Source organism: Micromonospora haikouensis (assembly GCF_000876225.1).
Classification (GTDB): domain Bacteria; phylum Actinomycetota; class Actinomycetes; order Mycobacteriales; family Micromonosporaceae; genus Micromonospora; species Micromonospora haikouensis.
Genome location: NZ_JXSX01000003.1, coordinates 2,002,696 through 2,021,050, shown reverse-complemented (window position 1 = coordinate 2,021,050; position 18,355 = coordinate 2,002,696). Strand labels below are relative to the sequence as shown.

Sequence of the window (18,355 nt, the reverse complement as noted above, 5' to 3'; positions counted from 1 at the left end):
CGGGTACGGTGCGGCGCATGGCGGAACTGGCAGCGCTGTGGATCGTGCGCCACGGCGAGAGCACGGCGAACGTCGCGGCGACCGAGGCGGAGAGCACCGGGGCGGAGCTGATCGGGCTGACCCACCGCGACGCGGACGTGCCGCTGTCCCCCACCGGCGAGCAGCAGGCCCGGGCGACCGGGCGCTGGCTGGCCGAGCTGCCGCCGCGGCGGCGGCCGGACGTGGCGGTCGTGTCGCCGTACCTGCGGGCCATGCGCACCGCCGAGCTGGCCCTCGACGGGACCGGCATCCCGGTCAGCCGCGACGAGCGGCTGCGCGACCGGGAGCTGGGCGTCCTCGACGGACTGACCGGGCACGGCGTCGCCCGCCGGTTCCCCGACGAGGCGCAGCGCCGGGCCCGGCTGGGCAAGTTCTACTACCGGCCGCCCGGCGGCGAGTCGTGGACGGACGTGGCGCTGCGGCTGCGCGGCCTGCTGGGCGACCTGCGCCGGGACCACGCCGGCCAGCGGGTGCTGCTCTTCGGCCACGACGCGCTGGTGTTCCTGCTGCGCTACCTCGTGGAGGGGCTGACCGAGCCGGAGCTGATGGCGCTGACCGGCCGGCACGTGATCGCCAACTGCTCGGTCACCGGCTGGACCGCCGACGCCGGGGGCCGGCTCGTCCCCGACACGTTCAACGACGTCACCCACCTGCACCGGCAGGGTGCCGCCCGACCAGGGAGGACGAGGTCCATGCCGAACCGGTCTGAGGTGATCACCCCCGCACTGCTGCGCCGGTGGGCGCTGCCCGTGCCGACCGGGGGCAAGGAGGCCAGGGGCACGGTGCTGGTCGTCGGCGGCTCCCGGTTCACCCCCGGCGCGGTGCTGCTGGCCGGGGTGGCCGCGCTGCGGGCCGGCGCGGGGGTGCTGCAACTGGCCGCCGCCGAGTCCACCGCCGCCGCGCTGAGCATCCAGGTGCCGGAGGCGCTGGTCGTGGGCCTGCCCGAGACCGGCGACGGGGCCGTGGCGGGCCGCCCCGGCGACCCGCTGGACGGGCTGGTGGCCGACGCCGACGTGGTGGCCGTCGGCCCCGGGCTCACGGACATCGACGCGACCGGGGAACTGCTGCGCGGGGTGCTCGACGCCGCGCCGAAGCAGACCGCGCTGGTCCTCGACGCGTACGCCCTCGGCGCGCTCAGCCACGCACCGGACCTGCTGGTCGGCTCGGGCCGCCCGGTGGTGCTGACCCCCAACCTGACCGAGGCGACGCACCTGCTGGGCCGCGACCCCGGCGACGACCTGGACGCCGAGGCGGCCGAGCTGGCCCGCCGGTACGACGCCGTGGTCTCTCTCTACGGCCACATCGCCGCACCGGACGGGCGGTGCTGGCGGGAGGAGAGCGGCGACGCGGGGCTGGGCACCTCCGGCAGCGGGGACGTGCGCGCCGGGCTGCTGGCGGGCCTGCTGTCCCGGGGGGCCGAGCCGGCGCAGGCGGCCTGCTGGGCGGCGTTCGCGCACGCGGTCAGCGGGCAGCGTCTGGTGCCCCGGTTCGGCCGGATCGGCTTCCTCGCCCGCGAGCTGCTCGACGAGATCCCGCACACCCTCGCCACGGTCTGACCACACCCCTGGGCGGTGTAACGCCGCCCGGGCTCCCGACGCTCATCCAGCGGAGGCGGGCGTCCGTCCGCCTCCCGCCGGCCGCGTCCCCACCAGGGGCGCGGAGCCGGCTGGAACAGCCCCTGGGAGTCTGTGTGAAGAACCTGCGTCGCAAGACCCTGGCCGCCGCGTCCGCCGTGACGCTCGGCGTCGGTCTCGCCCTCACCGGCGGACTGGCCCCGGCGGCGGCCGTCGGCCCCGACACCACCTTCCTGGTCCTCGCCCCGCAGGGTGCGACGACCGACGCCGCGGCGGCCCGGGTCGCCGCCGCGAACGGCACGGTGGTGGCCAGCTACCACCAGATCGGCGTGCTCGTCGCCCGGTCGGCCAACCCCGACTTCGCCTCGGCGGTGAAGGGTGCCGGCGTCGAGTCGGTGGCCGCCACCACCGGCCTCGGCAGCGCCCTCGACGAGGGCGAGACCGTGGAGGTCTCGGCGGCCGACGCCGCCGCGGCCAGCGGCGACCCGACCACCGAGCCGCTGTACGGGCAGCAGTGGGACATGCCGATGATCGGCGTCCCGCAGGCCCACGCGATCACGACCGGCAGCCCGGACGTGGTCGTCGGCGTGCTCGACAGCGGCATCTCCTCCAGCCACCCGGACCTGGCCAGCCAGATCGCCAGGGACAAGAGCACGTCCTGCGTCGGCGGTGTCACCGACACCACCGAGGCCGCCTGGAACCCGACCACCTCCGACCACGGCACCCACGTGGCCGGCACCATCGCCGCCGCGATCAACGGCGTCGGGGTGACCGGCGTCGCCCCGGGCGTCAAGGTGGCCGCCGTCAAGGTGGTCAACGACGACGGCTACATCTTCCCGGAGGCCGCGGTCTGCGGGTTCGTGTGGGCCGCCGAGCACGGCATGCAGCTGACCAACAACAGCTACTACATCGACCCGTGGGAGCTGAACTGCCGCAACGACGCGCGCCAGCGTCCGGTGTGGCAGGCCGTGCAGCGGGCCATCCGGTACTCGCAGAGCAAGGGCGTGCTCAACGTGGCGTCCGCGGGCAACTCCAACTACGACCTCGCGCACAAGATCACCGACGAGGGCAGCCCGAACAACGGGACGCCCGAGACCCGCGAGAACCTCACCAACGCCTGCCTCGACCTGCCGGCCGAGGCGCCGGGCGTGGTGACCGTGTCGGCGGTCGGCCCGACCGGGGACAAGAGCTACTACTCCTCGTACGGGCAGGGCGTCGTCGACGTGACGGCCCCGGGCGGCGACACCCGGTTCCGCACCCAGGGCACCCGCTCGACCAGCACCGACGCGATCCTGTCCACCACCTTCAACACCGCCACCCGCACCAACGGGTGGGGCTACAAGCAGGGCACCTCGATGTCCGGTCCGCACGCGACCGGCGTCGCCGCCCTGGCCCTGTCGGCCCACCCGGGGATGACGCCGGGGCAGCTCGCGTCGTTCCTGGAGCGCACCGCCGTCGCCCGCTCCTGCCCGGCGGGCGTGTACAACCCGGTCCCGCTGATCCCGACGGGCCCGCACGCGTACGACGCGGCCTGCTCCGGCGGGGCCCGCAACGGGTTCTACGGCGCGGGCGTCGTCAACGCGTACAACGCGGTCAAGTGACCGCCTGACGGCGAATCGGTGGGGCCCGGCGCGCGCAGGGCCCCACCTCCCTGTTCGGGGACCTGCGCGCCGCCGGCCGAGCGCGCCCCCGGCCGGGGCGGCGGGCCCGTACACCGATCGGGTGGCGGCCGTTTCCGCTGGTGACCTCGGGGTATCGGACGATCATCAGCCGAACCTAGGAGGTCACCGGTGTCGACCGATGCCATCGTCGTGCTCAAGGAGGACCACAAGGAGATGCGCCGCCTGTTCAGGGCCTTCCAGGATGCCCAGGACGGGCTGGCGAGTCAGCGGCAGAAGCTGGTGGGGCAGATCCTGGAGGCCCTCACGGTGCACACCTGCCTGGAGAACGAGGTGATGTACCCGGAGGTCCGCAAGCTGCTGCCGGACCTGGAGGACGACATCCTCGAGTCGTACGAGGAGCACCACGTGGCCGATCTGCTCTGCGCCGAGCTGGCCACCATGGACGCCGACGACGACCACTTCAACGCCAAGACCACGGTGCTGATCGAGAACGTGGAGCACCACGTCGAGGAGGAGGAGCAGGAGTGGTTCCCGAAGGTGCGGGAGGCGCTCGGCCGCAAGCAGTTGCAGGAGATCGGCGAGCGGATGCTCGCGCTGCGCGCCGACGCCCCGCGCAGCCCCACCGCCCCGAAGGCGATCAAGAAGGCGCTGGACGCGGTCACCGCCTGACCGCGCCCCCGCACGCGATTCTTGGACGGTTGTCGTCACGAGCGGACGACAACCGTCCAAGATCCGGAGGGGGCGGGATCAAGTCGGGGGCGGGAGGATCTGGCGGAGTTGCCCCGGTGGGACGGAACGGCGTCGCCACTCGCGGGGGTAGCCGACCGACACCTCCTCGAAGCGCACCCCGTCGTGCCAGGTCGTGCGGGGGATGTGCAGGTGGCCGTAGACGGCCGCGGCGGCCCCGTAGCGCACGTGCCAGTCGGCGGTGGCGTCGGTGCCGCACCACTGGGCGAAGATCGGATAGCGCAGGATCCGGGTCGGCTCGCGCACCAGCGGCCAGTGGCTGACCAGCACCGTCGGCAGCGCCGGGTCGCGGGCGTCGAGCCGCGCGGCCGTCTCGGCGAGCCGGGCCGCGCACCAGTCCTGCCGGCTCGGGTACGGGTCCGGGTGCAGCAGGTATTCGTCGGTGCAGACGATGCCGGTGGCGTACGCCTCGGCCAGGGCCGCCTCGCGGGTGTCGAGGCCCTCGGGTCGCCAGGTGTAGTCGTAGAGCAGGAACAGCGGCACGACCAGCGCCGGCCCGCCGGGGCCCCGCCACACCGGGTACGGATCCTCCGGGGTGACCACCCCCAGGGCGCGGCAGACGTCCACCAGGTGCCGGTAGCGGGCCACCCCGCGCAAGGTGACCGGGTCGCTCGACGGCGTCCACAGGTCGTGGTTGCCCGGGGCCCACACCACCTTCGCGAAGCGCCGGCTGAGCAGGCCCAGCGCCCATTCGATGTCGGCCACGGTGTCGGCGACGTCGCCCGCGACCAGCAGCCAGTCGCCCGGTGAACGGGGGCGCAGGCCCTCGACGATCGCCCGGTTCTCCGCGTATGTCACATGCAGGTCGCTGATCGCGAGCAGCGCCCCGTCGTCCTCCCCCACCACCAGTCGATCCTACGGGAGCCGCCGGAGGCGCGGAGACCGCCGAAGGTGGTCCGGCCCGGCCCGCCCCCGGGCGGACCGGGTAGGATCGGGCCGGGCCGTGACTGGCGCGTGGGGATGGACAACCATCGGGAAGCGGTCCCGTCATCAGGACGTCTGCCGAGCGCCTGGGCCTTCCGCACGTCACCAGGAGGTCGCATGTCGTCGCCGAACGCCGAGTCCACCGCCTTCCGCAGCGCCCTCGAGGTGATCCGCGCCGTCGAGCCCCGGGTCGCCGACGCGATCGGGGCGGAGCTGGCCGACCAGCGCGAGTCGCTGAAGTTGATCGCGAGCGAGAACTACGCCTCCCCCGCCACGCTGCTGGCGATGGGCAACTGGTTCAGCGACAAGTACGCCGAGGGCACGGTCGGCCGCCGCTTCTACGCGGGCTGCCAGAACGTGGACACCGTCGAGGCGCTCGCCGCCGAGCACGCCCGGGAGCTGTTCGGCGCGTCGCACGCGTACGTGCAGCCGCACTCGGGCATCGACGCGAACCTGGTGGCGTTCTGGGCGATCCTGGCCGACCGGGTGGAGTCCCCGGCCCTGAAGAGGGCGCAGGTGCGTCAGGTCAACGACCTGACCGAGGAGGACTGGTTCGCGCTGCGCCGCGAGCTGGGCGACCAGCGGATGCTCGGCATGTCGCTGGACGCGGGCGGCCACCTCACCCACGGTTTCCGGCCGAACATCTCCGGCAAGATGTTCGACCAGCGCAGCTACGGCACCGACCCGGCCACCGGCCTGATCGACTACGACCGGGTCGCCGAGGCGGCCCGCGAGTTCCGGCCGTTGATCCTGGTCGCCGGCTACTCGGCGTACCCGAGGAAGGTCAACTTCCGGATCATGCGGGAGATCGCCGACTCGGTGGGCGCGACGTTCATGGTCGACATGGCGCACTTCGCCGGCCTGGTGGCCGGCAAGGTCTTCACCGGCGACTTCGACCCGGTGCCGCACGCGCACATCGTCACCACCACCACCCACAAGTCGCTGCGCGGCCCGCGCGGCGGCATGGTGCTGTGCGGCCCGGAGCTGGCCGACCAGGTCGACCGGGGCTGCCCGATGGTGCTCGGCGGCCCGCTGCCGCACGTGATGGCCGCCAAGGCGGTCGCCCTGGCCGAGGCGCGTCGCCCCGACTTCGCCGACTACGCGCAGCGCATCGTCGACAACGCCCAGGCCCTCGCCGAGGGGCTGCTGCGCCGGGGCGCGACGCTGGTCACCGGCGGCACCGACAACCACCTGGTGCTCATCGACGTCTCCGGGTACGGGCTGACCGGCCGGCAGGCCGAGCAGGCGCTGCTGGACTCGGGCATCGTCACCAACCGCAACGCGGTCCCGCAGGACCCGAACGGCGCGTGGTACACCTCGGGCATCCGGATCGGCACCCCCGCCCTGACCACCCGGGGCCTGGGCACCGCCGAGATGGACGCGACGGCCGAGCTGATCCACACCGTGCTCAGCCAGACCACGCCGGGGTCGAACGCCGACGGCACGCCGTCGAAGGCCAAGTACGTCCTGGACCCGGCCCTGGCCGACAAGGTCAGCCGTCAGGCCACCGACCTCCTGTCGACCCACCCCCTCTACCCCTCGGTCACCCTGGCCTGACCACCCCCACCTGCTCGGTGATCAAGAGAAAAGCGTCATCGTCGAGATCGACTTTGACGCTTTTCTCTTGATCACCGGGGCGGGGCGGCACGGCGGGACGCCGGGCCGGCCCGGAGGGCGGGCGGTCGGTGTCAGGCCATGGGGCGCTTGAGGTGGTAGCGGTGGACCTCGGTGCTGCCCTGGACGTTGTTCACGTCCTCGGCGGCGGAGACCAGCTCCCAGCCCTCCCGGCCGGCCCGGTTGAGGTGCGCGATCGCGGTGTCGCCGTACGCGGTGATGTCGGTGCGGGACCCGTCCGGGCCGTACCACACGAACGAGACGTGGAAATTGCGCCCCTGCCCCTGGTAGCGGCGGACCAACAGTGCGTACTCCCATGCGACCATGCGGTCCATTATGGCCGGTCCGCCCGGGCGCGTGGCGCACGGGGGGTGGCGGAACGACGACAGTGCGGGGTCAGCGGCGCGCCGCCGGGACGGGCGACCGGGTCAGCTCGTCGGCGATCAGCGCGGCGAGCCGGTCGAGGCCGGCGTCGATCTGCCCGGGCGTCACGGCGCTGATCGACAGCCGCAGCGCGGCCACCGGCGCGGTGTCGTCGTAGAAGTGGGCCATCGGCGTCCACAGCACGCCGTAGTCCTCGGCGGAGCGGCGCAGCAGCGCGTCGTCGACCGGGAACGGGACGCTCACCACGGCGAAGAAGCCGCCCGCCGGGACGTTCCACCGCACCGGCGACGGATCGGGGAACCGCCGGGCGAGGCCGTTGACGAGGTGGCGCAGGTTGCGGGCGTACGCGGCGCGCTCGCGGGTGTTGGCGGCGACGAGGCTGCACCCGTGGGCGAGCAGCGCCCCGCCGACGACGGCCTGGGCGATGGCCGAGGTGTTCACCGTGACCATGCTCTTGATCTTGGCGAGCTGGTCGGCGAGCGGCCCGACGGTCCCGTCGGCGTCGCGCACCCGCTGGTCGGCGACCACGTAGCCGACCCGCGCCCCGGGCAGCACGGTCTTGGCGAACGAGCCGAGGTAGACCACCCGGCGCCCGGTGTCGAGGGCCTTGAGCGTCGGCACCCGCCCCGCCCCGTCGGCGTGGAACAGCCCGTACGGGTTGTCCTCGATCAGCAGCAGGTCCTCGGCTGCGGCGAGGTCCAGCAGCCGCCGCCGGTCGGCCAGGTCGATGCTCGCCCCGGACGGGTTGGCGAAGTCGGGCATCACGTAGCAGGCGCGCGGGCGCAGCCCCTCGGCGCGGGCCCGGCGCACCTGCTCGCGCAGGTCCGCCAGGTCGACCCCGGCCGGGCCGCCGGCCACCGGGCGCACCGGCAGGTCCACGAGCCGGGCCGCGCCGGTCAGCCCGACGTACGTGGGGGCGACGGCGAGCAGCACGTCGGCGGGGCCGGCGCGCAGCGCCCGCAGCACCAGCAGCATCGCCTCCTGGCAGCCGACCGTCACCACGATCGACTCCGGGTCGACGGTGATCTCCTCGTCGACGGCGAGGTTGCGGGCGACGAGGTCGTGGATGATGCCCTTGGTGCGGCCGTACTGGAACAGGGCGCGGTGCACCTGCGCCGGCCCGTAGCCGAGGTCGTCGGCCAGGTGGGCGCGGAACGCCTCCAGGTGCCGGTGCAGGTCGGCGACGTCGAAGAACTCCTCGTACGGGCGGCCGGCGGCCAGCGACACCGCGTCGGGATAGCGCTGGGCGACCTCGTTGAGGAAGTTCATCGAGTTCAGCGCGGGGTCGCCGACCGCCGGGTGCAGGTCGGCCACGTCGAGGTCGCAGTCGACGCGCACGTCGTCCGGGGCCACGCCCGCGCTCAGGTCCACCGGTCGTCCACCGTCCACGTTCAGCCTTCCGTGATCGTACGCAGGTCGCGGGCCTCCGCCGGGTCGGCGCACCCGGCGAGGGTGAGGGCGTCGCGCAGCTCGGCCGCGAGCAGCGCGAACGCGGCGTCGGCGCCGGCCCGCCCGCCGACGGCCAGCGCCCACAGCAGGGGCCGGCCCACCAGCACCCCCGACGCGCCGAGCGCCAGGGCGCGCAGCACGTCGACGCCGCCGCTGATGCCGCCGTCGACCAGCACCTCGCACCGGTCGCCGACGGCGGTGCGCACCTGCGGCAGCATGGTCAGCCCGGCGGGGGCGGCGTCGAGCTGCCGCCCGCCGTGGTTGGACACCACCACCGCGTCCGCGCCCGCGTCGGCGGCCAGCACCGCGTCGCGGGGGTCGAGGACGCCCTTGACCACCAGCGGCAGGTCCGTGCGCCCCCGCAGCCAGGCGACGTCGGACCAGGTGAGGGCCGAGGCGAACGCGGCGCTGGTGTGCCGGGCCACGGCCGAGGTGCCGGGCGTGCCGGCGTGCGCCAGGTCGTCGCGGCTGCCGGGCAGGTTCGCGGCGGCCACGTGCGGGGGCAGGGCGAACCCGTTGCGTACGTCGCGCAGCCGGGGGCCGAGGATCGGCACGTCGACGGTGAGCATGAGCGCGGTGCACCCGGCCCGCTGTGCCCGGTCCACCAGCTCGCGGACCATCCCCCGGTCCCGCAGCCAGTAGAGCTGGAACCACACCGGCCCGCCGGCCGCCGCGATCTGCTCGATGGTGGCGCTGCTCAGGGTGCTCGCCACGTAGGGCACCCCGGCCGCGCCGGCCGCCGCCGCGAGCGCGGGCTCGCCGTCGGGGTGCACGAGCCGCTGGTACGCCATCGGCGCGACCGCCACCGGCAGGGCCTGCGCCCGGCCGAGCAGCGGGGCGTCGGTGCGGGGCCGGTCGATCCCGCGCAGCATCCGGGGCAGCACGGCCACCCGGTCCAGGGCGGCCCGGTTCGCGGCGAGGGCCGTCTCGGCGCCGCTGCCGCCGGCCACGAAGTCGTACACCTCGGGCGGCAGCACCTCGCGGGCCAGCGCGGCGAAGTCGGCGAGGCTCGCCGCGAACGGCACCGCACCGGCGGGCGCGGTCACGGTGCCGGGCGGGGCGGGCGCGGGCGGGGCGAGCGGTTCAGCCATCGACCGCGCCCGCGTCGGCCGGCACCGCCGGGGCGACGCCGAGCCGGTCGCGCAGGAACGCGGCGGCCCGGTCCTGGGCGTGCCGACCGGCGTCGAACGCCCCCGGCATGGCGAAGAACCCGTGGATCATCCCGGGGTAGCGGGCCAGCTCCACCGGCACCCCCGCCGCGCGCAGCCGGTCGGCGTAGCGCTCCCCCTCCTCGCGCAGCGGGTCGTACTCGGCGGTGATCACCAGGGCCGGCGGCAGGCCGGTCAGGTCCTCGGCGAGCAGCGGCGACGCGAGCGGGTTGGCCGCGTCGGCCGGCTCGGGCAGGTAGTGCCCCCGGTACCAGGCCACCGAGTGCCGGTTGAACAGCAGCGGGTCCTGCTCCCCGCCGGGCCCGGCGGACTCGGCGGGATCGGCGGACCCCGCCGGCTCGGCGCGCTCGCGCTGGTCGGTGTTGGGGTAGACCAGCAGCTGGGCGGCCAGCGCCGGCCCGCCGCCGTCGCGGGACAGCAGGGTCACGGCGGCGGCGAGGTTGCCGCCGGCGCTGTCCCCGCCGACGGCCAACCGGTCCGGGTCGGCCCCGAACTCGTCGGCGTGCGCGGCGAGCCAGGCCACGGCGGCGTGACAGTCGTGCACCGCCGCCGGGAACGGGTGCTCGGGGGCGAGCCGGTAGCCGACCGTGACGACCTGGCAGCCCGTGGCGTTGGCCAGCCGGCGGCAGATCCCGTCGGCGGTGTCGACGCTGCCGAGGGTCCAACCACCGCCGAAGAAGTAGACCAGGGTCGGCAGCGGGCCGTCCCCGGCCGGCCGGTGCACGCGTACCGGAAGGTCACCGGCGGGGCCGGGGACGACCGTGTCGCGTACCTCGTGCACCGGCTCGACGTCGCCGCCCCCGGCCCGGATGGCCGCCAGGTCGGCCGCGCGCGCCTCGGCGAGGGTCTGGGTGTACAGCGGCGCGACGCCGGCCGCCGCGCGCGCGGCCCGGTACGCGACCACCTGCGGGTCCAGGGGCATGGGTGGGTCTCCTTTATTCGCCGGTGGTGACGAACAGCTTGTCGATGCCGCGCAGGAACAGGCTGCCGCTGTAGACGGGCTGCTGGGTGATGCGCAGCCCGGGGAAGCGGGCGAACAGCCGGGGCAGGGCGAGCTGGCCCTCCAGCCGGGACACCGCCGAGCCGAGGCAGAAGTGCAGGCCGACGCCGAAGGCCAGCGACGGCGGACCGGCGCGGCGCGGGTCGAACCGGTCGGGGTCGGTAAAGCGGGCCGGGTCACGGTTGGCGGCGGCGATCAGCAGCATCACGTTCTCGCCCTCGGCGACCTTGACCCCGTGCAGGACGGTGTCGCGGGGCGCGGCCCGGGCCAGGAAGTGCACCGGGCTCTGCATGCGCAGCACCTCGTCCACGCAGCCCCGGGTCAGCTCGGCGTCGCCGGGCAGGGCGGCGGTCACCTCGGGGTGCTCCAGCAGCAGCGGCAGGCCGTTGCTGAACATGTAGACGGTGGTGACGAAGCTGGCGTTGAACAGGACGATGAGGTTGCTGATCAGCTCGTCCTCGGTGAGGTCGACGCCGCCGGCGTCGAGCGCCTCGACGAGGCCGCTGATCAGGTCCTCGCCGGGGGCGCGGCGGCGCTCGGCGATCCGCTCCCGGTAGTAGCCGCGCAGCTCGGCGGCGGCGGTGTTGGCCTTGGCCAGCCGCTCCGGGGTCGCCCCGGCCACGTCGAGGAAGTCGTCGATCCAGTCGACCCGCTCGCGGTACCAGGGCAGGTCGGCCTCGGGCAGGCCGATGAACTCGGCCATCACCAGCGCCGGGATCGGGTATGCGAAGTCGGCCACGAAGTCGACCTCGGCGCCGCCGGCCCCCGCCTCGGCCATCCGGTCCAGCAGCGTGTCGGTGACCCGGGTGATCACCGGTTCCAGGGCGCCCAGCCGGCGCGGGGTGAACGTCTTGGCGAACACCGCCCGCATCCGGGTGTGGTCGGGCGGGTTGATGAACATCATCGACGACTCGAAGGTGCGCAGGATCTCGTGCTGTTCCCAGCCGGGCGGGGACTGCTTGAGCCACTCCGGGTCGCGCAGCACCTGGTCGACGACGTCGTACCCGCCGGCGACGGCGCTGACGGTGCTGTGCTCGGGGCGGTTCGGGATCTCGCGGATCGGGCCCAGCTCGTGCAGGGCGGCGTAGAAGGGGTACGGGTTCTGCCGGCCCTGGTCGCTGTACAGGCCGGAGAGCAGCTCTTTGACGTCCACGGTGGTGCTTCCTCCCCAGGAAGTTGGCGACGGGGCGACGGGAGGAACACCCCCGCCGCCCCGCCGGTGTCACAGACCGAGCAGGCGCAGCGGCACCGCGTCGGCCATCGCCTGGTTGCCCAGGTCGTTCGGGTGGATGTGGTCACCCGAGTCGTACGCCGGCAGCAGCCGGCTCGGCTGGGCCGGGTCGCGCAGCACCTTGTCGAAGTCGAGCACCCCGTCGAACTCGTGGCTGCCACGCAGGTACGCGTTGACCGCCTGGCGGGTGGCCTCCTTCTCCGGCGTCCACACCCCCGGGTTGCCGTGCCCCTCGTACGGGGTGAGCGTGGCCACCAGGCTGGTCAGGCCGCGGGCCTTGACCTGCTGGTTGACCTGCCGCAGCGAGGCGATGATCTTCTCGGCGGAGTCGTCCGACATCCAGATGTCGTTGATGCCCAGGTGGGTCACGACGGTCCGCACGCCGGTCTGCGGGAAGACGTCCTCGTTGAGCCGGGCCAGGGCGTTCGGGCCCAGCTCGTAGTAGCCGGGGAAGCCGCCCGCGCCGGGCTCGGTGCCCTCGTGGTTGAGCCGGTTGCCGGCCAGGCTGAGGTTGAGCACGCCCGGGGTACGCACCTCGGGGCGGGCGTCGATCAGCCGGTCGGCGAGCAGGTCGGGCCAGCGCCGGTTGGTGTTGACCGTGCTGCCGTTGCCGTCGGCGATGGAGTCGCCGAGGACGACGACCGAGCCGGGGCTGAGCTTGCGCTGCACGTCCACACCGGACAGGAACATCCAGCAGCAGTCGGGGCGGATGGTGAAGCCCGTCCCGCCGGCGGCACCGGTGAGGTCGGTGGCGCCGATGAACGTGGTCTGCCGCGACTGGCCGTGGAAGGTCACCGGCCCGGTCAGCTCGGGGAAGTACAGCGTGACGACCAGGTCCTCCTGGTCACCGACCGGGAGGTCGACCGGGTCGCTGAGCAGCTCCCCGCCCTTGTTCATGGTGACCGACGCGGAGCCGTTGAAGGTCAGCTCCTTCACGGTCGGCGCGGCCACGTCCGACAGGTCCGTCGGGGTGGACGCGTCCGGCCGGGCGATGGTGGCCCGGCCGACCTTCACGGCCTGCTCGCCGTAGAGGTTGCTCAGCCGCACGCGCAGCCGGGGACCGCCCACCGTGGTGTGCACGATCATCCGGATGCTCTGGTTGTTGAGGCCGGTGTTGGTCAGACCGACCGTGTTGCCCCGGGTCACCGCGGCGGCCCAGCTGCCCGCCCACACGGGTGCGCCGGGGCGCTTCCCGGTGTCCGGGCCGGCGGTGGCCACCACGGCCGGCGCTCCCACGACCAGCGCCGTGGCCGCAGCGGCGATCACCTGCCATCTCTTCGGGGCCGTTATCAAGCGCCACTTGTTCGGAGTCGACATTGAACCTCCATGTTGGCAGCCCAGGGTCGTCCACTGACGACAGCCTCCTGGACGATGGTCCAGAAACCTAGCCGCGCCCCTGACAGGCGTCAATCAACCTGATCGACAAGATCAAATGACGTCGAGCTGCGGCCGCGCACCGATCGGCCCGGTGCCCGGCGCGGCCGGGCGGCCTACGCTCGAAGCTGGCGGCGGTGCGGTCGCCGAAGCGCGCCGCCGTCGCCGCGTCCCGGCCCTGAGCTGCCGGGACGCCGCTCGCGGCCGGTCGACGCGGGCGCCCCGCCGGGCCGCCGCCGACCGCCGCCGGAAGCTGATGGGGGCTGGCGATGACCGACGGTGCCGACCGACCGACCACCTATGTGCACGAGGCGCTGGAGCTGTTCGCCGGCTTCGGCGACCGGGAGGCCCTGGTGGGCGGCGGACGCCGACTGACCTACCTGGACGTGGCCGCGCAGGTGCGCGGCATGGCCGGCGCGCTGACGCGGGGCGGGGTCCGCCCGGGCGCGGCCGTGCTGGTGATGCTCGGCAACGCGGTCGAGGGGCCGCTGCTGCAGCTCGCCCTGCACCTGCTGGGCTGCCGGACGATGTGGGTCGCCCCGGTCACCTCCCGCCGCGAGGTCGACGACTTCGTCCGGCTGTCCCGGCCGGAGGCGTTCGTCTACGACGCCCGCGACGGCGACGGGCTCGGCCCGCGGATCGCCGCCGACCTGGCCGGCGTGCCCGTGTTCTGCCTCGGCCCCGGCGGCGCGGGTCCCGACCTCACCACCGCCTCGCCGGGTCCCGACGCCACCAGCGCCTCGCCGGGCCCGGGCCTCGCCGCCGCCGACCTCGACGCGGGCGCCGGGCTGCCCGTCGACGTGCCGGAGCCGGAGTCGTTCCTGCAGACCAGCGGCACCACCGGCACCCCGAAGCTGGTGCACCACCGGGAAAGCTTCTACCGCCAGGTCCTCGCCCTCGCCGCCGGCTTCCGCTCCGGCGGGATCCCGCTGCTGCGGCACCTGTCCCACTCGCCGATGTGGCTGGCCAGCGGCCAGATCACCACCCTGGTCAACCTGTTCAGCGGCGGCGTGCTGTTCCTGCGCGAGCGGTGGGACCCGGCGGCGTTCATCGCCACCGTCGGGCGGGAGCGGATCAACTCGACGTTCGTCACCCCGCCGATGCTCTACGAGGTGCTCGACCACCCCGACCTGCCCGGCGCGGACTTCTCCGCCATGTTCATGTTCAACGTGGGCGCCGGGCCCGCCGCGCCCGCCCGCCTGCGCCAGGCGATCGCCCGCTTCGGCCCGGTCCTGCGCATCGTGTACGGGCTCAGCGAGGCCGTCGTGATCACCGCCCAGCCGGGGCTGACCGAGGACCCGGAGCACCCGGAGCGGCTGCGTTCCTGCGGCAGGGCGTACGGGGACGTGGCCGTGGAGATCCGCGACGCCGACGGGGCGGTGCTGCCGGCGGGCGTCGACGGGGAGGTGTGGGTGCGCACGAAGCTCAGCTTCGCCGGCTACCACGGCCAGCCCGAGCTGACCGCCGAGACCCTCGTCGACGGCTGGGTACGCACCCGCGACGTCGGCCACCTCGACGCCGACGGCTACCTCTACCTCGTCGACCGGCTCGCCGACCGGATCCTCACCCGGCAGCGGAGCTGGCCGATCTACTCCCGGCCCATCGAGGACGTGCTTGCCGGGCACCCGCAGGTGCGCGCCGCCGCCGTGATCGGGGTGCCCGACGAGGTGGCCGGCGAGCTGCCGTACGCGTACGTGGTGGCGGCGCCGGGCGCGACGGTGACAGAGGCGGAGCTGATCGACCTGGTCATCGCCGAGCTGAGCGAGACGTGGGCGCCGGGCGCGGTGGAGTTCGTCGACGCGCTGCCGCTGAACCGGTCGGCCAAGGTCGACAAGCTGGCGCTGCGGGCCCGGTACGCCGCCGGCCACCCCGCCGACCAGGTCGGCAGCCCGGCGTGACGACCGAGGCCGTCCCCGAGACCGGGGCAGAGGCCGGCTCGACGGCCGGTTCCGCGGCCGGCCCGGCGGCCGTGGCGAAGGAAGGCGCCGTGGCGGAGGAAGGCGGCGTGGACCGGGAGCGGGCCGCCGCGCGGCGGGAACTGGTCACGCTCGTCGCCGCCGACCTGATCTCCAACCTGGGCAGCCGCATCTCCGTCATCGCGATCCCGTGGCTGGTGCTGACCACCACGGGCAGCCCGGCGAAGATGGGCATCGTCGCGGCGGCGGAGTTCCTGCCGTACATGCTGTCGAGTTCCCTGGCCACGCCGTGGGCGGACCGGTTCGGGGTGCGCCGTACGTCCATCGTGGTGGACGCCGCGAGCGCGGCGGCCGTGGCGGTGGTGGCGATGACCCCGTGGCTCGGCTTCGGGGCGCTGGTCGCCCTCGTCGCGGTGGCCGGCGGGCTGCGCGGCATCGGCGACCGCGTCAAGCACGTCATGTTCCGGCCGGCGGCGCAGCGCGCCGGGGTGCAGCTGATCCGGCTCACCTCCGCCTACGACGGGCTGGCCCGGGGCGTCACCCTCTTCGGCGCGGTGATCGGGGGCCTGCTCATCGACTGGGTCGGGGTGACCCGGGCCATCTGGATCGACGCGGGCACCTTCGCGCTCTGCGCGCTGCTGGTCGGGCTGCTGGTGCGCCCGCCGGCCGCCGACGCGCCGGCCGCGCCCCGGGAGAGCTACTTCCGGGCCCTGCGCACCGGGTTCGCCTACCTGCGCACCGACCGGGTGCTGCTGGCCATGCTGCTGGTGGTCTCCGCGCTGAACATGATGGCCGCCGCCAACACCGCCGTGTGGATCCCCGTCTGGGTACGCGACGTGCTCGGCGACCCGGCCGGCTTCGGCCTGGTGCTGGGGGTGTTCGGCGCGGGGGCGCTGCTGGGCAACGTGGTGTTCACGATGGTCGGCCCGAGGCTGCCCCGCACGCTCGTCTTCGCCGTCGGCGCGGCGATGAGCGGCGCGCCCCGGCTGCTGACCATGGCGGTCACCGACCACCTCGTGGTGGTGCTGGTGGTGACGTTCCTGTCCGGCATCGGCATCGCCGCCGTCAACCCGCTGCTGGGGGCGACGCTCTACGAGCGGGTGCCCGACGCGTTGCAGACCCGGGTGCTCGGCATCGCCGGCTCGCTGGCGTTCGTCGGCCTGCCCGTCGGCGCGCTGCTGGGCGGCTGGTCGGTGGCCGTGCTGGGCCTCAAGCCGGCGCTGCTGGTGATGGCGGTGCTGTGCGCGGTGCTGACCGTGGGGCCGCTGCTCGCCGGGCCGCTGCGCGCGGGCCGGTCGCGCCCGGCCCCGACCCCGCCGGCCGCGCCGCCCGCCGGGTAGGGGCCTGCTCGGCATGTCGGGCGGGTGGGGGTATCCGCGCGCCGGGATACCCCCACCCGCCCGACATGGCTTCCTCGCATGTTCGCCCCGTGTTCTCCGGCGGGCCCGCGTCGCGTCGGGTGGTGCGCCTACCGTGGCCGGTCGGGTCGCACCGACTGCCTCCCCGGGCGCGACCGGACCGGCGACCCGCGAGGAGAACCATGCCGTCATCGACCGACAGCCCGGTGGCCACCGCCCGGCTCGGCACCGTGCGCCGGATCGGCGACGCCGCCGGGCACAACGCCTTCACCGACCTGGTCCGTCATCGGGGCCGGTGGCTGTGCGCGTACCGGGAGGGCGCCGGGCACCTCTCCGCCGACGGCGCGATCCGGGTGCTCGCCTCCGCCGACGGGCGGGACTGGTCCCCGGTCGCCCGGCTGGAGCGGGCGGCCACCGACTTGCGCGATCCCCGGTTCGTGACCCGGCCCGACGGCCGGCTGCAACTGCTCGCCGCGGCGGTCACCGCAACGGGAGACGACGCGGGCACCGGCGACGCGGGCACCGGCGACGTGGCCGGGCAGGCCGCAGGACGGGCCACCGGGCGCGAGGCGGGGCCGGCGACGTTCCGCACGCTGACCTGGCTGTCGGCCGACGGGCAGCGCTGGGGCGAGCCGATGCCGGTCGGCGAGCGCGACATCTGGGTGTGGCAGGCGGTCTGGCACGGCGGGGCCATGTATGGCATCGGGTACGCCACCCGGGAGCCCCGGTTCGTCCGGCTCTACCGCAGCGGCGACGGGCTCGACCTGCAACCGGTCGTCGACACCCTCTTCCTCGGCGGTTACCCCAACGAGTCCGGGCTGGTCTTCGGCCCCGACGGCACCGCCACCTGCCTGCTGCGCCGCGACCGGGAGGCGGCCACCGCCCAGCTCGGGCGGGCCCGCCCGCCGTACCGGCACTGGACGTGGACCGACCTCGGGGTGCGGGTGGGCGGGCCGGCCCTGCTCGGGCTGCCCGACGGCCGCCTCGTCGCCGGGCTACGCCTGCTCGACGGCGGCCCGCGCACCGCCGTCTGCGCCGTCGACCCGCACCGGGGCGTCCTGACCGAGCTGGTGGCGCTGCCCTCCGGCGGCGACTGCGGCTACCCGGGGCTGGACTGGCACGACGGGGTGCTGCGGGTCAGCTACTACTCCTCCCACGAGGAGCGGACCTGCGTGTACCTGGCCGAGGTGACGCTCGACGGGTAGGGGTGTCGACGCGGCGGGCGGGTCGGCTAGCGTGCCGATCATGCCGTCGAGCCGCACCGAAGCCACCGACCCGTACTGCCTGCGCGCGGGCGAGAGCGCGCGGCTGCTCGCCGGGCACCCGTGGCGGCGGTTCGTGGTGCTCGGCGACAGTGTCGCCGAGGGGCTGTGCGAGCCCGTCGACGGGTACCCGGACGTGCAGTGGGCCGACCGGATCGCCGCCGAGCTGGACGCGGCCCGCCCCGGGCTGGCGTACCTCAATCTGGGGTTGCGGGGGCTGCGGGCGCACGAGGTCCGCGCCACCCAGCTCGCCCCGGCGGTGGAGTTCGCCCCGGACCTGGCGCTGGTGGTGTGCGGCGGCAACGACGCGTTCCGCTCCGCCTACGACGCGGACGCCGTTGACGCGGAGCTGGCCGCGATGGTCACCGGCCTTCAGGCGGCGGGGGCGGACGTGGTCACGGTGGGCATGTTCGACGTGTCGCACAGCCCGGCGGTGCCGGCGCGGCTGCGGGAGGGCCTGGGCGAGCGGATGCGCCGGCTGGCGGCGCACACCCGGGCCCTGGGCGAGCGGCTCGGCACCCTGCACGTGCACCTGACCGACCACCCGGCGGTGGCCGACCCGACGCTGTACAGCGGCGACGGCCGGCACGGCAGCGCCCGCAGCGACGCCATCGCCGCCGCCGAGACGGTCCGCCGCCTCGGCGCGCACCTCGCCGCGCGCCGGTGACCTCCCCCGGCGGCGGCCCTCGGGG

The 18,355-nt window shown here is 74.8% G+C and carries 15 protein-coding genes and 1 riboswitch; of the genes, 8 read left to right on the top strand and 7 right to left on the bottom strand.

Annotated elements, in window-relative coordinates; all coding sequences use genetic code 11:
* The first annotated feature begins 17 nt into the window (after positions 1–17).
* The 3 genes from TK50_RS35300 to TK50_RS29975 all read left to right on the top strand — a co-directional run bounded on the left by TK50_RS35300 (position 18) and on the right by TK50_RS29975 (position 3,904).
* On the top strand, positions 18–1,595 hold the full coding sequence (locus TK50_RS35300) for an NAD(P)H-hydrate dehydratase (RefSeq protein ID WP_082106766.1): 1,578 nt from the start codon (positions 18–20) through the stop codon (positions 1,593–1,595).
* 134 nt (positions 1,596–1,729) lie between these two features.
* Positions 1,730–3,214 (top strand): S8 family peptidase, encoded by a 1,485-nt coding sequence (locus TK50_RS29980; protein WP_043968909.1) that lies wholly within the window; start codon positions 1,730–1,732, stop codon positions 3,212–3,214.
* Between the two features lie 189 nt (positions 3,215–3,403).
* Positions 3,404–3,904 (top strand): hemerythrin domain-containing protein, encoded by a 501-nt coding sequence (locus TK50_RS29975; protein ID WP_043968908.1) that lies wholly within the window; start codon positions 3,404–3,406, stop codon positions 3,902–3,904.
* A 78-nt stretch (positions 3,905–3,982) separates the two neighbouring features.
* Here the strand turns inward: TK50_RS29975 and TK50_RS29970 are convergent, their stop codons facing one another.
* Positions 3,983–4,831, bottom strand: a complete 849-nt coding sequence (locus TK50_RS29970) for a metallophosphoesterase family protein (RefSeq protein ID WP_082106764.1) — start codon at positions 4,829–4,831, stop codon at positions 3,983–3,985.
* Positions 4,832–4,915: 84 nt separating this feature from the next.
* Positions 4,916–5,005, top strand: a riboswitch (ZMP/ZTP riboswitch).
* An 18-nt stretch (positions 5,006–5,023) separates the two neighbouring features.
* Between TK50_RS29970 and TK50_RS29965 the strand changes: the two genes are divergently transcribed.
* Positions 5,024–6,463 (top strand): glycine hydroxymethyltransferase, encoded by a 1,440-nt coding sequence (locus TK50_RS29965; protein ID WP_043968906.1) that lies wholly within the window; start codon positions 5,024–5,026, stop codon positions 6,461–6,463.
* Between the two features lie 131 nt (positions 6,464–6,594).
* On the opposite strand, the gene TK50_RS29960 is transcribed toward TK50_RS29965, so the two are convergent.
* The 6 genes from TK50_RS29960 to TK50_RS29935 all read right to left on the bottom strand — a co-directional run bounded on the left by TK50_RS29960 (position 6,595) and on the right by TK50_RS29935 (position 13,016).
* On the bottom strand, positions 6,595–6,855 hold the full coding sequence (locus tag TK50_RS29960) for a hypothetical protein (protein WP_043968905.1): 261 nt from the start codon (positions 6,853–6,855) through the stop codon (positions 6,595–6,597).
* Between the two features lie 61 nt (positions 6,856–6,916).
* On the bottom strand, positions 6,917–8,275 hold the full coding sequence (locus tag TK50_RS29955) for an aminotransferase-like domain-containing protein (RefSeq protein ID WP_043968904.1): 1,359 nt from the start codon (positions 8,273–8,275) through the stop codon (positions 6,917–6,919).
* A gap of 20 nt (positions 8,276–8,295) precedes the next feature.
* Positions 8,296–9,444 (bottom strand): alpha-hydroxy acid oxidase, encoded by a 1,149-nt coding sequence (locus TK50_RS29950; protein ID WP_082106762.1) that lies wholly within the window; start codon positions 9,442–9,444, stop codon positions 8,296–8,298.
* Positions 9,437–10,444 (bottom strand): alpha/beta hydrolase, encoded by a 1,008-nt coding sequence (locus TK50_RS29945; protein WP_043968903.1) that lies wholly within the window; start codon positions 10,442–10,444, stop codon positions 9,437–9,439. The genes TK50_RS29950 and TK50_RS29945 overlap by 8 nt, the downstream gene beginning before the upstream one ends.
* 13 nt (positions 10,445–10,457) lie before the next feature.
* Positions 10,458–11,675, bottom strand: coding sequence for a cytochrome P450 (locus tag TK50_RS29940; RefSeq protein ID WP_043968902.1), 1,218 nt, complete (start codon positions 11,673–11,675; stop codon positions 10,458–10,460).
* A 69-nt stretch (positions 11,676–11,744) separates the two neighbouring features.
* A complete protein-coding gene (locus tag TK50_RS29935) occupies positions 11,745–13,016 on the bottom strand; it encodes an SGNH/GDSL hydrolase family protein (RefSeq protein ID WP_043969569.1) in 1,272 nt (423 codons plus the stop codon).
* 380 nt (positions 13,017–13,396) lie between these two features.
* On the opposite strand from TK50_RS29935, the gene TK50_RS29930 reads away from it, so the two are divergent.
* From TK50_RS29930 to TK50_RS29915, 4 genes are all read left to right on the top strand, one after another.
* Positions 13,397–15,025, top strand: a complete 1,629-nt coding sequence (locus TK50_RS29930) for a class I adenylate-forming enzyme family protein (RefSeq protein ID WP_043968901.1) — start codon at positions 13,397–13,399, stop codon at positions 15,023–15,025.
* 89 nt (positions 15,026–15,114) lie between these two features.
* The gene (locus TK50_RS29925; protein ID WP_241774144.1) at positions 15,115–16,383 is read left to right on the top strand and encodes an MFS transporter; all 1,269 of its coding nucleotides are present in this window, start codon (positions 15,115–15,117) and stop codon (positions 16,381–16,383) included.
* 200 nt (positions 16,384–16,583) lie between these two features.
* Entirely contained in the window at positions 16,584–17,606 is a 1,023-nt protein-coding gene (locus TK50_RS29920; RefSeq protein ID WP_043968900.1) for a hypothetical protein, read from the top strand.
* 40 nt (positions 17,607–17,646) lie between these two features.
* Positions 17,647–18,330, top strand: a complete 684-nt coding sequence (locus tag TK50_RS29915) for an SGNH/GDSL hydrolase family protein (RefSeq protein WP_043969567.1) — start codon at positions 17,647–17,649, stop codon at positions 18,328–18,330.
* Positions 18,331–18,355: the final 25 nt, after the last annotated feature.

Bases quoted from the DNA above. Each gene is read 5' to 3' on its own strand.
- TK50_RS35300 (WP_082106766.1), top strand. From the start codon at position 18: ATGGCGGAACTGGCAGCGCTGTGGATCGTGCGCCACGGCGAGAGCACG.
- TK50_RS29965 (WP_043968906.1), top strand. From the start codon at position 5,024: ATGTCGTCGCCGAACGCCGAGTCCACCGCCTTCCGCAGCGCCCTCGAG.
- TK50_RS29960 (WP_043968905.1), bottom strand. From the start codon at position 6,855: ATGGACCGCATGGTCGCATGGGAGTACGCACTGTTGGTCCGCCGCTAC.
- TK50_RS29950 (WP_082106762.1), bottom strand. From the start codon at position 9,444: ATGGCTGAACCGCTCGCCCCGCCCGCGCCCGCCCCGCCCGGCACCGTG.
- TK50_RS29945 (WP_043968903.1), bottom strand. From the start codon at position 10,444: ATGCCCCTGGACCCGCAGGTGGTCGCGTACCGGGCCGCGCGCGCGGCG.
- TK50_RS29930 (WP_043968901.1), top strand. From the start codon at position 13,397: ATGACCGACGGTGCCGACCGACCGACCACCTATGTGCACGAGGCGCTG.
- TK50_RS29920 (WP_043968900.1), top strand. From the start codon at position 16,584: ATGCCGTCATCGACCGACAGCCCGGTGGCCACCGCCCGGCTCGGCACC.
- TK50_RS29915 (WP_043969567.1), top strand. From the start codon at position 17,647: ATGCCGTCGAGCCGCACCGAAGCCACCGACCCGTACTGCCTGCGCGCG.